This window comes from Anaerobacillus sp. CMMVII (assembly GCF_025377685.1).
Taxonomy (GTDB): domain Bacteria; phylum Bacillota; class Bacilli; order Bacillales; family Anaerobacillaceae; genus Anaerobacillus.
Window position 1 is genome coordinate 198,780 of record NZ_JACEHK010000003.1, and the last position, 13,799, is coordinate 212,578.

A 13,799-nucleotide genomic window follows, 5' to 3' on the forward strand; every position below is an offset into this window, starting at 1 on the left:
CTGACAATTTAGTATTAAAATAAACCTAAAACAAATTTTTAAGAAAGTCCGGAAGCGCTATATTTTTAAAGGTAGTAGGGGGAGGGGCAGCGTTTCTAGCTTGGTAAACATTAAGTCATAATTGAACTTTGGGGGAATTTAGGGTGGAACCATTATTTAGTGTTGGACCAATCAATATTTATTTGTTCGGTATGATGATAGCAGTTGGTACGTTAGTAGGCTTGTATCTTTTTCTAAAGGTGGCTAAAAGTAAAGGATTAAATGAAAAAGTATTATTAGATGTAGTGCTGGTATCATTTATAGGAGGAGTAGTTGGTGCCCGATTAGTTTATGTCCTCGTGTATAATCCTACCTACTATTTATCTAACCCAATAGAAATTATACTCATCCATAATGGTGGACTTTCTATCCATGGTGGTCTACTTGGAGGATTACTAGTTGGAATTTTGTATTTAAAGAAAAAGGAAATTCCGATCTGGAGAACATTGGACATAGCTGTACCATTCATCATTTTAGCTCAAGGAATTAGTAGAATAGGTTGTGATGTTTTTGGAGTACCAACCATGAGTGATCCGTTATGGGCAATTAGAGTTGATGGAGTATTGTTACATCCAGCTCAGGCCTATGAATTTACTCTAAATTACTTGTTGTTTGGTTACTTGTGGTTAAGGTTACAGAGTACAGCCTACCATGGGCAGGTGTTTTTTCATTATTTAATAGGGTTTTTGACAATAAGAGGGATTGTTGAGTTCTTCAGGGATAATCCGCTTCTTTACGGATTGATCAGCGTAAGCCACGTCATGAGCCTAGCTGGGATTTTCGTTGTAGTGATCTTAATGATCTATCGAAAGAAAACAACCAAGGTTATTGTCTCACCTAGTGTACCAAGATATGAAATTGCCAAGGTTTGGTTTTATATCTGGGTTTTAACACTAGTTTCTATTATTCTTTACTATTTGCTTCAAGGATAAGCAAGTTACATGCTTCCTCAATGTCATTTGATGTTGTGGAAGCTTTTTTTGTTGTTTAAGGAGTTTCTTAGTAAATTTATGCTAAATGAATTATGAAATTCACTCGAATAAGTAATTGTTAGTAAAAATGTGATAGACGTTACATTTTTTTAGTTTCTGCAAATTTCGTTCACAGATATTTGCTAGATATACAAACTTTCTTAAATGTTTCTTCATAAATTTCCTTTAATCTTTATCTTGTAAACAAAACAAATTGGAGGAAAAGAAATGAAAAACAGGTTAAGAGTTTTACAGGTTTTATTTTCATTCTTTTATTGACACTACCTATGCAAGTCTTTGCAGATGAAAAAGGCGGGAAACATTCACATGATGATGAGAAGAAAACCGAAGCAAAGAAAGAAAACGACGACGATCACAGTCATGATGAAGATGACGACCATGGCCACGACGAAGATGACGATCACGGGCATGGTGAAGAAGCTGATGACCACGGTCATGGCGAAGATGACGGTCATGGCCACGGTGAAGATGACGATCATGGCCATGATGAAGGCGATGACCATGGTCACGATGAGGCTGACGATCACGGCCACGGCAAAGGGGATGACCACGGGGATGGTGACGATCACGGTCATGGGGATGATGACCATGATCACGAGTATGTAGAGACTGGAGCCAACATTCCGCTTTTAAGTACATTTGCCGCGATTAATGGTGGCTTTATGCTCTTTGGAGCCGTTCGCAAAATCAATAAGAAAAGAAAGAGTGGTGTGAAATAATGGCCTTACCAGAAAAAAAATTACCATCTTCAAACCCTAAAAAACCGTTTAACTTCTTAGATATTCCATTCATCAATAAATTCATTAAAAGTAAGTGGTATCCTGGTATCTTTCAGTGGTTAGGAATGGCGTTCTTTGGTCTGATCGTTTTTGAATTAATGACAGGAACAGTTAATCCGCACCGAAATTGGGGAACTGCGATGACTTGGGTCCTTTGGTGGCCGATTGTTCCAATTTTATTCATCTTAGTAGGTCGGTTTTGGTGTGCAGTATGTCCGTTCGGGAAAATAAGTGATATTGTTCGTCGGTTAGTTGGTAGTCAAAGTCCGATGCCGAAGTTTTTAAAAAAGTATGGTATTTGGTTAATTGATATTACCTTTATCGCGATTACTTGGGCAGACCATATTTTCGGAGTGGTGCATTCTCCAAGAGGGTCAGGAATTTTACTATTATTACTTTTAACAATGGTTATCGTGACATCTGTTTTTTACGAAAGAAGAACATTTTGTAAGTCACTTTGTTTCCTTGGTGGATTAGCAGGAAACTATTCAAGAGCTGGGATGTTAGAGTTAAGAGGAAACCCAGACATCTGTCGAACTTGTAAAACTCAAGCTTGTTATAAAGGAAGCGAAAAGGCAGAAGCCTGTAACATGTTTCAGTTTGTAAGAACAATGGACAATAGTGCAGAATGTAACCTTTGTGGGGACTGTGTGAAAAACTGTCCGAATGAATCAATTCGAATTTCACCAAGAAAACCAACAATGGAGCTTTGGGGTATTAAGAAACCAATGCTTGAGCAATCATTCTTAGCAGCGGTTATTATGGGGATCGTATTGGTTCAAAACGTAACGATGTTAGAAGTTTGGAACACGATTTTAAATGGAATCGGAACTGTTACAAGAACTAGTAATTTCAACGTTAACTTTACAATCGCCTTTATTATCGCGATGATTATTCCAATTGCAATGCTTTGGTATGCGTCAAAATTAGGTTCAAAGACATATCTTGATACAACAACGAAGGATAACTTCATTCGTTTTGGCTATGCGTACATTCCAATTGACCTAGCTGGTCACTTAGGACATAATTTGTTCCATCTATTAACTGAAACGAAGGCATTGTATTACAATACACTTGGATTATTTGGAGTTTACAAGACTGGAGATTTAGCAGTAGTTTCTGATGGAACTGTACAGATCTTCCAATTTATTTTAGTAGCTGTAGGTACTTGGTTATCAATCTACGCAGTTTACCGTATTGGTAAGAAAAAGTCCTTCAAACAGCTATGGCCATTCTACTTATTAATGCTCATCTTTGGTATTATCAATTTCTATCTATTCTCATTACCAATGGATCACCGCGTGCATTAATAGGTAAGTTCGAAATCCGACTTACATGAGATTAGATCCCGTTTTAGTATTTAATGTCCATTCCAGAAGGAAAAATTAGTGGAATTGTCCACGAACGGTGTCAGACACCATTTTGGATAGGAGTTGTAGTGAAAAATGGAAATTATATCGACATCTATTAACATTTTCGTGATTGTAGTCCTACTCATTTTGACTTTCTCTTTCATCAAAGTCATCTTTAAGAAAGAGACTAAAAGCAGTTGTTGTGGAAAAGGGAAGGGCTGCTGTAGCGAAAATGGTCACAAGCAGTGCTCTTGTAAAAAATAAGCACCAAGAAAACTAGTAAAGGTGGTATCTCAAATAAGAGATACCACCTTTACGCTTGTAATGGCTTTAATTTATCGTCAATTGACCTATAAATTTACCAGGTTCAAGGCTAAACTGGTACTTTCCTTCTACAGGATCGTTTAGAAAAGGATCATACTTTGCCCATTTTTCTATTAAAATCTCAGGTTTAAATCATCTGAAACTAGGTAGGGCACCAACCTCTATAGCTCCTGCGGGTATTCGGTGCCCAAAGCCCTGTATATTTTTATGGTTGGATTTAGGTTGCAAAATGTTGTATAGCAAGATGTTTATGTTAGTTAATGAACTTCATAATTCATTGTTTTCGTTATTTTGTTCTAATTGTAGATTGTTAAGGTAATCCAGAAATATCTCAGTATCCCAAATCAAAATATTGTTCACCCTTTTTCCATACTTTCATAACAATTTAAAATTATAATGAGTTTCATAATTGATTATTAGCGCCATTAAGGAGGAATTTAATTATGGATAATTTAGCGTTTCTTGCCCTATTAGCCTGTCCATTAATGATGGGAGGATTGCTTTACTTCGTTATGAAAGGAACAAAAAACAACGATTTGCAAAAGGACAAAGCTCAGACTGAAAAAATACAGGAGAATATGAATAAATTGATGAAGCAAAATGAGCAATTGTTAGAAGAAATTGATCGGTTGAAACGCTCTAGATAAAACTCAAACCTTAAATTAGGAAGGAGAAATGAAATGGAGCTTGGATCTAACTATCTAAATATTATCTTTATTATTATTTTAATAGGTATGTTGTTTTTGATGAAAAAAAGTGGTGGAGGATGCTGTTCAAAGAATGGAAATAAATTAAGCAGAGAAAATGAAAGCAAGTCACCTACTGTTGAAGACCTTCAAAGAAAAATTGAGAGAATAGAAAGACAAAATCAACTTTTACAAAATGAGGTAAATGACCTAAAACACAAATAAGCTTTTGTAGGAGGGGTCTTATGAGTGCATTTCTGTTACTAATAGTGATACTAAAAGGGATATGCTTATATTTTTGTTGGAGATCAATTTCAGCTGCAAAGAAAAGTAAATGTCAAAATGATAGTAAAACAAGTAATGAGCTTCATGATTTAGAAAATAGATTAGCAAAATTAATTGAACAAAACAATCAATTAACTAAGGAACTACACGGAATCAAAAAGACAAATTAATTCGTAATTAATTCGAGTTTTAAGGAGCAGTTATGGAAGAAAATATAGTTTTATTTTTTGAAGAATATTCAAACTATGCTATCATATTGAGCATTTTGATAAATGTCATAGTTGCCGTTTTTGGTGTCATCCCGAGCTTCTTTGTAACGGGAGCTAACATCATATTCTTTGGGTTCTGGCAGGGAACGCTTATTTCATTTGCAGGAGAAGCAATTGGAGCAATTGTCGCATTTTTACTCTATAGAAAAGGCTTTAGAAAGCTCTCTACTGTAACGGTGGAAAAGTATCCAAAGGCCAAAATGTTACTTTGGAAACAGGGCAAAGAAGCTTTTTATTTAATTTTATCCTTAAGACTATTACCATTTGTCCCTTCAGGATTAGTTACTTTTATTAGTTCGATAGGCAAAGTTTCATTTATTATTTTTGCTATGGCTAGTACCTTAGGGAAAGTTCCAGCCTTATTAATTGAAGCTTATTCCGTTTACCAAGTTACGCAATGGACATGGCAGGGAAAAGTAATTTTAGTTGGAGTGGGGCTATATTTAGTATTTCTTGCTTTTAAAAACAATAGGAAAAGAAGTTAAGTTAAAGCATGAAAATCAAAAATTTACTTTTTAAAAAAGAAGGTGGCTTATGTTATCGTTATTTACTCTCCTAGTTGTATCTCAAGTAGAAAGGCATAGGAATGGTTTGAAATAGAATAAATGTCCATTCCAGTCGGAAAAAGTAGTAAAAGTGTCCACGAAGGGTGTCAGACACCGCTCGTGGACACTTCTTTCATTTTATTCACTCGCTTAATGATCATGTTGATGAATAGAGTGGTCATTATTTTCGTGCTGGGTCGGCAAAGAATAATGGTGTGTTAAATAAAAAGCTAGGATAATGACAAGGAAAAGGGGTAATCGCTTGCCAAAGAAAAAGTTCTTCCAGTTTTTTTCTTTGAAGCTAAGTTCACCTTGCATCATTAAAAATAGCATAAATAAAACGCCACCAGAGATAACAATCATAACATTCATGACACTATTCATTTGGGTACTAGAAACCATGACCCCAAGCATTGCTCCCATCATTCCGCCCATTGCTCCTGATAAGAATCCATCTAATACAGCGATAATACTAAGTGGAAAACCTGCAATCGTTCCGGTGATTGCGCCAAATAAGATACTAATAACGGTAATGACAAAGAAATGTTCAGGATACATTAAGCCCATGATCGTTCCAAAAGATAACCCAAGTACCATTCCAACAGTCATCGCAATCATCATACCAGCCATATGAGATAGTTTTTTTCTGAATAAAAGATGAAGCTAAAAATCCAGATGACGATAAGTCCATAAATAAATAACAGAATTGTCGTTGATACCAAGAAATCACCCTCCTATCTTTATAATGGGTATGTAAAAATTGAGGGAATTAGTACAAGTTTGAATTATGGAAATACGACATTAGGAAATTTCGCGTAGGTGTTACAAAAACTTCATAATTTCTTGATATTTGTCTTTTATAATGCATTTATACCCCTTGGTGGTATAGAAAATAAATTATTGAAAGTCTTTAGTTAACAAAGAAATATACATCAAAAAAATAATACCCCCATAAAACTAAAGGGAGTGTCGGTTATGAACCAAGTAATAAAAGAATTTGCAGTTAATGGGATGACGTGCGCATCTTGTGTAAACCGTGTTGAAAAAGCGATCAAAAAAGTAAATGGTGTAGAGTCAGTAAGTGTAAATTTGGCTACAAATCAAGCTCAGGTCAAATATAATCCAGCAGATACTAATGAGGAACAAATCATTGCATCGATAAATAAATTGGGATACGAGGCGCGATTAAAAACTGATATCAATCAGAAAAAGTACCTATATTCAGTTAAGGGAATGACCTGCGCATCATGTGTGAATCGTGTTGAAAAAGTTATTTCAAAAGTACCAGGGGTAGAGAACGTCACTGTAAATCTCGCCTCTCACCAAGCACAAGTTCAGGTGACGAGTAACTTTCAATCGCAAAGCGTGATTGAGGCAATCACAAAGCTTGGGTATGAAGCGGCGTTACTAGACGAATTGAACGAAGATCAGGCTTTGGATGAACAAGAAAAGGAGTCTCGAAAACTAAAAAAGGATTTTCTATTTAGTGCGATTGTCACTAGCATCGTATTAATAGGAAGTATTCCACATATGATGGAAGGCTGGGGTGCGTGGGTTCCTGAGTTATTATCTAACCCTTTTATGTTACTCTTATTAACCACTTACGTTCAACTTGTACCAGGTTGGAGATTTTACCGAAATAGCTACAAAATTCTAAAGAACAAATCTGCAGATATGAACGTGTTAGTTGCCATGGGGACAACTTCCGCATGGGTGTATAGTGGGGCGATGACCTTATTTCCAGAGACTTTATCGACGATGGGTTTCCCATACCAGTTATACTATGACGTCACAACGGTAATTACAACGTTAATTTTACTAGGGCGCTATTTCGAAGCAAAGGCAAAAGGAAAAACATCGACGGCGATCAAAAAGCTGATGAATTTACAAGCGAAGACAGCGAAGGTAATTAGAGATGGCAAGGAATTAGAGCTACCCATTGAAGAAGTGCTAGTCGGGGATGAAATTATTGTAAAACCAGGAGAGCGGATTCCAGTTGATGGGGTTGTAATTAAAGGGAAATCGTCAGTTGACGAGTCCATGCTTACTGGTGAATCAATTCCGGTAACAAAATCGATTGACGATGAAGTCATTGGAGCGACAATTAATAAATCAGGCTCGTTTACCTTCCGGGCCACAAAAGTTGGGAAAGAGACTGCACTTGCCCAAATTATTCGTTTGGTCAATGAAGCACAAGGGTCAAAGGCGCCAATTCAACGAATAGTTGATGTAATTTCGGCTTACTTCGTTCCAGCAGTGTTAATTATGGCAACAGTTTCTGCAGTGGTGTGGTATCTGATTGGTCCGGAACCTGCATTGATCTTTTCACTTACTACATTTATTGCGGTATTGATCATCGCCTGTCCATGTGCATTAGGATTAGCGACCCCAACTGCGATTATGGTAGGAACGGAGAAGGGTGCAGAGAATGGCGTTTTAATTAAAGATGCAGCAAGTTTAGAAAAAGCTCATAAAACGAATATTGTCGTTTTAGATAAGACCGGAACAATCACTGAAGGAAAGCCAAAGGTAACAGATATTATCGAGACCTCGACGATTTCAAAGGTTGAACTACTGGCAATTACTGCTTCAGTTGAGACGGCATCTGAGCATCCACTAGGTGAAGCAATTGTTCAAGAGGCAAAACAACAAAAGCTGCGCCTCGTAGAACCTGAAGATTTCCAGGCAATTGTTGGCCATGGAATCGAAGCGACTATTGAAGGGAAAAAAGTGTATGTAGGAAACTTAAAGCTCATGCGTGAGAAGAAAATAGAGCTCAACCAAGCAACAGAATATGCCGAAACTCTAGCTGAGCAAGGCAAAACACCAATGTATGTCGCGATTGACGACCAATGTGTAGGTGTTGTCGCAGTTGCTGATACTGTGAAAAAAGATTCGGTAAAAGCAATAGCGGAAATGAAAAAATGGGTCTAGAAGTTGTAATGATAACTGGTGACCATTACAAAACGGCTCAGGCAATTGCCAAGGAAACAGGAGTGGACCGTTTTATTGCAGAGGTATTACCAGAAGATAAAGCGAAAGAAGTAAAGCTACTTCAAGAAGAAGGCAATGTCGTTGCTATGGTTGGCGATGGTATTAATGATGCTCCTGCTTTAGCTCAAGCTGATGTTGGGATTGCGATAGGAACTGGGACCGATGTAGCTATGGAGACTGCCAATATCACGTTAATGCGTGGAGACATCATGAGTGTTGTTACTGCACTCAGACTATCAAAGGCTACAATGCGGATGATCTGGCAAAACCTTGGCTGGGCTTTTGGTTATAATATTATCTTAATTCCAGTGGCAGCAGGGATGTTATATCCAGTCTTTGGTCTTCTCTTAAATCCAATGCTAGCAGGAGCTGCAATGGCCTTTAGTTCAGTGTCAGTTGTATTAAATACTTTACGCTTAAGAAAATTTAAGTCAATTTAGGACCAAGAAAACATGCTGAGTCGCAGAAACGATCAAGCATGTTTTTTTGTTGTGCCTGTTCAAGAAGCTTTAAACCTAAATTTTTCAGTTTAATTTCGAAATCCTTTCTTACAATCTTCATACTTTTTCCATAAAACAAAGGTAAGTTATTATTATGAAAGGTTTTATATATGAATTTTACGAACAGGTTTGTAAAGTATTTTTTCAGTTTCCGTTCTGAACTAGAAAAGAGTACTAAATAGTTCAATTCATAGGTTCGAAACGAGCCTTAGTATAAAACATTAATAGGAGTGGGGAAAATGGGTTATAAGGTTTTAATTGTTGATGATGAAAAAGAGATGCGAAATCTTCTAACAGTCTGTCTAAAGCCTTCAGGATACCACATTGAATTAGCTCAAACAGGTTTTGACGCTTTACAGAAACTAACCGTCCAAAAATTCAACTTAATTATTCTAGATATGATGACCCCAACAGAAGCTGGATTTGAAATACTAAGAAAAATCCGCGAGAGGAATGGGAACGATGTTTCTATTATTATGATCGCTGCACTTGGAGAAACAGAATGGATTGAGGAAGGTTTGCGCTTGGGTGCAAATGATTATATTGTTAAGCCATTTGAGCCAAATGAAGTCATTGCAAAAATTTATAAATTAGTTAAGAAGCACTAATAAAAACAGAGCAAAGGAAGCTGCTTTTCCTTTGCTCTACTTTTGTTATTGACCACTTAACCCACGTTTGAATGCTTCTAAATGTCTTATTGAGGCATCAGCTAAGTTTTGAAAAACAGCTCTAACATCTTCTGGAAGGTTTTCAATGGTAATCAATTTTTCATACATTTTGATGTTATCAATTTCACCATCAACCCCAGATAAGAATGCGTCTTTTAGTGTATTAGGTGGAATTACATATTTTTTTGCCACATTCTCTGGCACACTCACCTTATACATCTTAAATAGCGGCAGCAGGGCGGCGATGTGCCTTTGCTCAGCACGTTTGATTTGATTAAAGGGCCTTATGTCACCAAACTTCTCAAGAATGGCATCATATCTTGCTTGGGCAAGATATTCATCTTCAAGTGCATAAATCAATCCCTCTTCTAAGGTGATCGTACTGTCGGCAAGCGCTCCCTTTGCTCCATAGTTCTCGGGTATTGGATCTTGAGCAAAGCTAACTGTCACTGAAAAAAGTGAAATGAGAAAGAACATAAAGATAAAGCTAGTTTTTGTTTTCATCGGAATACTCCTTTCAATTATGTGTCACTGGTTATTTTAACATAAAGGAAAAAAGCATACTAAAAAAGTAGAAAAGGTACTATCTCCGGGGAGATAATACCTATTCTATTTTTACAACTCTGTTCCACCTTTGTTTTTCATGAAGTTTTTCATGCCTTCGATGTTTCCACTCTTCATCAATCCTTGCATCATGCCACCCATTCGGCCTTGCATCATGCCATCTTCACCATGGCAACGATTAAACATTTCTTCTAATTCTTCGTCTTCTAAGTCAGGATGCATTTCTTGCATAAATGGTAACATGTCTTTGAAATTGAAGTTCTCAAAAACATCGTCTGAATTTGCTAAAGCTACTGATCCAATCCCTAAAACTAATGCTGTTGCTGTTACTGCCGCAATCATTTTCTTTTTCATCATTTACCATCTCCTTTTCTATTTCTACTTACATTGTAACCACAGGATGTAAAGAAGTTATGAAGAATATATAGTAATGTTATGTACATTCTCTATTTTTTTCATGAGTGTGCTATAATTTCACCAACTAAGCGAAAGGGAGTGTTCACTTTGGCGCTAAAAATTCTTGTCGTTGACGATGAACCAATGATTATAGATGTGATAAAGGCCTACCTCGAGCGAGCGGGCTATGTCGTCTATTCAGCTTTAAGTGGATCTCAAGCGTTGAAAACGTTCAGAGATGTAAATCCCGACTTTCTAATTCTAGACTTAATGCTACCGGATTTTTCGGGAGAAGAAATTTGTAAACGAGTTCGAGAAACGAGTGATGTACCAATCATGATGCTTACCGCAAAAACAGCAGAAGAGGATAGAATTAATGGGATCGTTATTGGGGCTGATGATTATTTAACAAAACCTTTTAGCCCTCGTGAAGTTGTTGTTCGTGTAGAAGCGATCTTACGAAGAACAAAGCAAGCAAGTGGCAGAGATATACTATCGTTTAACGATAAAGATCTAATGATAGATTTCTTAAAAAAAGAAGTACGGGTAAAGGGTAACGAAATCACTTTGACTCCAAATGAATTTAAATTACTAGTAGCGATGGCCGAATATCCTGGACGTGTATATAGCCGCCTAGACCTCCTTGATAAGATGCAAAGTGAAAGCTATGAAGGGTATGAGCGAAGCATTGATGTTCATATCAAAAATTTACGAAAAAAATTCGAAACCGATACCAAAAATCCTGAATATGTCATTACTGTTTTTGGGATGGGCTATAAATTTGGAGGTAAATTAGATGTTTCGAACCCTTCAATCTAGGTTGATGTTCTTTTTTCTACTTGTTTCGCTCGGTGGAATTATTTTCGTGAGTGGAGTCATCCAGTATAGTTTTACTGGGAGCTTTAATGAATATTTAGAAACGAAGCGTACGGAACAAGTTGCAGCGGTAGTTGAGAGGTTAGAAGAGGAGTACCACAATTTGGGACAAATTACAGGCGAGACAATGATGCCTATTTTCCACCAACATGCAATGGTAGATCAATTGTTTTTTCAATATTATGATGAAAATGATACACTCATTATTGATTCGGCTAGGCATTTACATATGATGCAAATGCCTAGGATTGAAAATCTCGATCGTGATCTTTACAGTATAACGGTTGATGATCAACAAATAGGCACATTACTTGTCTTTTTTCCAAGAGAATATGTAAATATCGATTCGCAATTTTTACAGCAGTTTAATAAATACATTGTCGTTGCAGCACTTACAATGATCCTGATCTCAATTTTGATTTCGTACCTTCTGTCGAAAAAGCTTAGTCAAGGTTTACGCAGAGTTTCAATGGCTACAGGTGAGCTACGGAAAAACAACCTAGAAATTAGAATTCCTGAGGATAATCAAGTCGAAGAGATAAATCAGCTAGCAAAGTCTTTTAATGATTTAGCTTTATCTTTAAGCAATCAAGAGAAATTAAGAAAACAATTTACCAATGATCTTGCACATGAGTTGCGGACACCACTTGCAACTCTAAGAAGTCAAATTGAGGCTTTTTTAGATGGGGTTTGGGAGCCGACGCCAGAACGATTGCAACAAGGACATCAAGAGTTAATGCGATTAGTACGCTTAGTTGATGATTTAGAAAAATTGCTTGCAGCGGAGAACCCACAAATTCAATTACGGCTAACGAATATTAACTTGAGGGATGCCTTGCAGTCATTGAACGTTTCCTTTCATTCTCTATTCAAGGAAAAAGGAATTCGACTACACATTGAAGAAGCAAAACCTGAGCTATTTATTCACGCAGATCAGGACCGCTTTTATCAAATTCTGATCAACCTTTTAAATAATGCTTTGAAGTACACGAATGAAGGTGGAACGGTTACGTTAACAACAAAGCAAAAGGATGATGAGGTCCATTTTATCATCGAAGATAATGGTCAAGGTATCTCAGAAGCAGATTTGCCACATATTTATGAACGTTTTTACCGCGGCGAAAAATCAAGAAATCGAAAAACTGGCGGTGTGGGCATTGGACTCTCGATCGTGAAGGCGTTAGTGGATGCTCATAAAGGAAAGATAATGATAGAAAGTGAACAAACTAAAGGAACTAAGGTAGTTGTTAGTCTTCCAAAAAGTGAATGAAAAATCATAGAACCTCCCTTGTCACATTTTAACTATAGTTTCTTAATAGTTTCTCCATGATTTCTTGTTAAACTTTCATTAATTAAGACAAAGGAGATGGAGTCATGAAAGCAAAAAAGTTATTAATAACACTAGGGTTAGCTAGTATCGTTGCCATTATTTCAGCTTGTGGTTCGGATTCAGAGGCTAAGCAAGGCGAACCCATCGTTATTGGTGCGCAAGTAGAAAATCCAGAACAGGTTACATCTTTTTCACATATTCATGGGCTTTCAAAACACCCGAGTGATAACAACAAACTATTGTTAGCAAGTCATTACGGATTAATTGAATACGATAAAGAGTCTACAGAAGCTCATTTTGTTGGGAGCGAGAGATTTGATTTAATGGGATATTCAGTTGTCTCTGGCACGGATATATTAATGACAAGTGGTCATCCAGGAGAAGGAAGTAAATTGCCAAATCCATTAGGTTTTCTTTGGAGTGAGGACTTTGGCCAAACGTGGGAAGTTCGTGGGTTACATGGAATGATTGATTTTCATGGGCTAACAGCCACGAGTGATCATTCGATTCTTTTAGGATACGGTTCTGACGCTAAAAGTGACGCAATTCTGAAGTCTACTGATCAAGGATTTACCTGGGAAGTACTCAAAACAAAAGGCTTACCATTAAGTCATGATGAATTCTTTGATTTAGGGGTAGCCCCAAATAATGGTGAGATTGCTTATGCAGCGACGAGTAAAGGTTTATTTTATTCCAATAACGGTGGCGTAGATTGGGTAAAAAAATTCGACGGTTATTTTACCGCACTAACCGTTCTTGGTGAAGAAGAAGTCGTTTTTTATGAAGCAAGTGAGAATGGACTATATCGTTTAAACGGTGAGGAAGTTATCACGTACGATCTCTATTTAGGAGCCGACGCAGTAAACTATATCGTAGTGGATGTTGAGTCTTCGGCTGTAACTGTAGCCACCTTTCAAAATAACCTATTAGAAACAACTGACCATGGAGGCACATGGGAAACATTGCTTAAAGAAGGTAATTTTTAAGTGAATAAGAGGATGGAGCGTGAATTAGATAATTCACGCTCTTTTTGATGTTGGCGCTTTAACCAAAGATAATTAGATAAATCCCTAAGTTGAACAATTCATCCAGAAAAGAGCAATAAGTAGTGAAATCTTAGCTTTCACATAAGTAAACAAAATTGCGAAAACAGCGTTGTTTTTGAAGGAACGTATAAGTAGATAAGGTTCTACGCAACCT

At 36.9% G+C, this 13,799-nt stretch carries 14 protein-coding genes and 1 pseudogene; 11 read left to right on the forward strand and 4 right to left on the reverse strand.

Annotation, left to right across the window (positions count from 1 at the left end):
• Positions 1 to 143: 143 nt before the first annotated feature.
• The gene (gene lgt, locus H1D32_RS08215) at positions 144 to 971 is read left to right on the forward strand and encodes a prolipoprotein diacylglyceryl transferase (RefSeq protein WP_261177796.1); all 828 of its coding nucleotides are present in this window, start codon (positions 144 to 146) and stop codon (positions 969 to 971) included.
• Between the two features lie 362 nt (positions 972 to 1,333).
• On the opposite strand, the gene H1D32_RS08220 is transcribed toward lgt, so the two are convergent.
• Positions 1,334 to 1,606: a hypothetical protein gene (locus tag H1D32_RS08220; protein WP_261177797.1), complete on the reverse strand. Its 273-nt coding sequence runs from the start codon at positions 1,604 to 1,606 to the stop codon at positions 1,334 to 1,336.
• A 143-nt stretch (positions 1,607 to 1,749) separates the two neighbouring features.
• Here H1D32_RS08220 and H1D32_RS08225 point away from each other — a divergent pair, with 143 nt between their 5' ends.
• From H1D32_RS08225 to H1D32_RS08245, 5 genes are all read left to right on the forward strand, one after another.
• Positions 1,750 to 3,120 (forward strand): 4Fe-4S binding protein, encoded by a 1,371-nt coding sequence (locus H1D32_RS08225; RefSeq protein ID WP_261177798.1) that lies wholly within the window; start codon positions 1,750 to 1,752, stop codon positions 3,118 to 3,120.
• 809 nt (positions 3,121 to 3,929) lie between these two features.
• Positions 3,930 to 4,133 carry a hypothetical protein gene (locus H1D32_RS08230; RefSeq protein WP_261177799.1) on the forward strand — a complete coding sequence of 68 codons (204 nt, stop codon included), beginning with the start codon at positions 3,930 to 3,932 and terminating at the stop codon, positions 4,131 to 4,133.
• Positions 4,134 to 4,166: 33 nt separating this feature from the next.
• Positions 4,167 to 4,397: a hypothetical protein gene (locus tag H1D32_RS08235; RefSeq protein WP_261177800.1), complete on the forward strand. Its 231-nt coding sequence runs from the start codon at positions 4,167 to 4,169 to the stop codon at positions 4,395 to 4,397.
• A 20-nt stretch (positions 4,398 to 4,417) separates the two neighbouring features.
• Positions 4,418 to 4,627, forward strand: a complete 210-nt coding sequence (locus H1D32_RS08240; RefSeq protein ID WP_261177801.1) for a hypothetical protein — start codon at positions 4,418 to 4,420, stop codon at positions 4,625 to 4,627.
• A 32-nt stretch (positions 4,628 to 4,659) separates the two neighbouring features.
• Positions 4,660 to 5,211: a TVP38/TMEM64 family protein gene (locus tag H1D32_RS08245; RefSeq protein ID WP_261177802.1), complete on the forward strand. Its 552-nt coding sequence runs from the start codon at positions 4,660 to 4,662 to the stop codon at positions 5,209 to 5,211.
• 210 nt (positions 5,212 to 5,421) lie between these two features.
• Here the strand turns inward: H1D32_RS08245 and H1D32_RS08250 are convergent, their stop codons facing one another.
• Entirely contained in the window at positions 5,422 to 5,892 is a 471-nt protein-coding gene (locus tag H1D32_RS08250; RefSeq protein ID WP_261177803.1) for a hypothetical protein, read from the reverse strand.
• A gap of 354 nt (positions 5,893 to 6,246) precedes the next feature.
• On the opposite strand from H1D32_RS08250, the pseudogene H1D32_RS08255 reads away from it, so the two are divergent.
• Both H1D32_RS08255 and H1D32_RS08260 read left to right on the forward strand, forming a co-directional pair.
• Positions 6,247 to 8,705: pseudogene (locus H1D32_RS08255) on the forward strand (heavy metal translocating P-type ATPase).
• Positions 8,706 to 9,004: 299 nt separating this feature from the next.
• A complete protein-coding gene (locus H1D32_RS08260) occupies positions 9,005 to 9,373 on the forward strand; it encodes a response regulator transcription factor (RefSeq protein WP_261177804.1) in 369 nt (122 codons plus the stop codon).
• 45 nt (positions 9,374 to 9,418) lie between these two features.
• Here H1D32_RS08260 and H1D32_RS08265 read toward each other — a convergent pair whose 3' ends face one another.
• Together H1D32_RS08265 and H1D32_RS08270 are read right to left on the reverse strand one after the other, a co-directional pair.
• Positions 9,419 to 9,937 carry a ferritin-like domain-containing protein gene (locus H1D32_RS08265; protein WP_261177805.1) on the reverse strand — a complete coding sequence of 173 codons (519 nt, stop codon included), beginning with the start codon at positions 9,935 to 9,937 and terminating at the stop codon, positions 9,419 to 9,421.
• A gap of 111 nt (positions 9,938 to 10,048) precedes the next feature.
• Positions 10,049 to 10,354, reverse strand: coding sequence for a hypothetical protein (locus H1D32_RS08270; protein ID WP_261177806.1), 306 nt, complete (start codon positions 10,352 to 10,354; stop codon positions 10,049 to 10,051).
• 147 nt (positions 10,355 to 10,501) lie between these two features.
• On the opposite strand from H1D32_RS08270, the gene H1D32_RS08275 reads away from it, so the two are divergent.
• The 3 genes from H1D32_RS08275 to H1D32_RS08285 all read left to right on the forward strand — a co-directional run bounded on the left by H1D32_RS08275 (position 10,502) and on the right by H1D32_RS08285 (position 13,585).
• A complete protein-coding gene (locus H1D32_RS08275) occupies positions 10,502 to 11,212 on the forward strand; it encodes a response regulator transcription factor (RefSeq protein ID WP_261177807.1) in 711 nt (236 codons plus the stop codon).
• Positions 11,190 to 12,539: a sensor histidine kinase gene (locus H1D32_RS08280; RefSeq protein WP_261177808.1), complete on the forward strand. Its 1,350-nt coding sequence runs from the start codon at positions 11,190 to 11,192 to the stop codon at positions 12,537 to 12,539. The genes H1D32_RS08275 and H1D32_RS08280 overlap by 23 nt, the downstream gene beginning before the upstream one ends.
• Before the next feature lie 104 nt (positions 12,540 to 12,643).
• Positions 12,644 to 13,585: a F510_1955 family glycosylhydrolase gene (locus H1D32_RS08285; RefSeq protein ID WP_261177809.1), complete on the forward strand. Its 942-nt coding sequence runs from the start codon at positions 12,644 to 12,646 to the stop codon at positions 13,583 to 13,585.
• Positions 13,586 to 13,799: the final 214 nt, after the last annotated feature.

Coding starts and splice junctions, on each gene's coding strand:
- H1D32_RS08220 (WP_261177797.1), bottom strand. CDS start 1,606: ATGACCGTGATCGTCACCATCCCCGTGGTCATCCCCTTTGCCGTGGCC.
- H1D32_RS08225 (WP_261177798.1), top strand. CDS start 1,750: ATGGCCTTACCAGAAAAAAAATTACCATCTTCAAACCCTAAAAAACCG.
- H1D32_RS08230 (WP_261177799.1), top strand. CDS start 3,930: ATGGATAATTTAGCGTTTCTTGCCCTATTAGCCTGTCCATTAATGATG.
- H1D32_RS08235 (WP_261177800.1), top strand. CDS start 4,167: ATGGAGCTTGGATCTAACTATCTAAATATTATCTTTATTATTATTTTA.
- H1D32_RS08240 (WP_261177801.1), top strand. CDS start 4,418: ATGAGTGCATTTCTGTTACTAATAGTGATACTAAAAGGGATATGCTTA.
- H1D32_RS08245 (WP_261177802.1), top strand. CDS start 4,660: ATGGAAGAAAATATAGTTTTATTTTTTGAAGAATATTCAAACTATGCT.
- H1D32_RS08250 (WP_261177803.1), bottom strand. CDS start 5,892: ATGATGATTGCGATGACTGTTGGAATGGTACTTGGGTTATCTTTTGGA.
- H1D32_RS08260 (WP_261177804.1), top strand. CDS start 9,005: ATGGGTTATAAGGTTTTAATTGTTGATGATGAAAAAGAGATGCGAAAT.
- H1D32_RS08265 (WP_261177805.1), bottom strand. CDS start 9,937: ATGAAAACAAAAACTAGCTTTATCTTTATGTTCTTTCTCATTTCACTT.
- H1D32_RS08270 (WP_261177806.1), bottom strand. CDS start 10,354: ATGATGAAAAAGAAAATGATTGCGGCAGTAACAGCAACAGCATTAGTT.
- H1D32_RS08280 (WP_261177808.1), top strand. CDS start 11,190: ATGTTTCGAACCCTTCAATCTAGGTTGATGTTCTTTTTTCTACTTGTT.
- H1D32_RS08285 (WP_261177809.1), top strand. CDS start 12,644: ATGAAAGCAAAAAAGTTATTAATAACACTAGGGTTAGCTAGTATCGTT.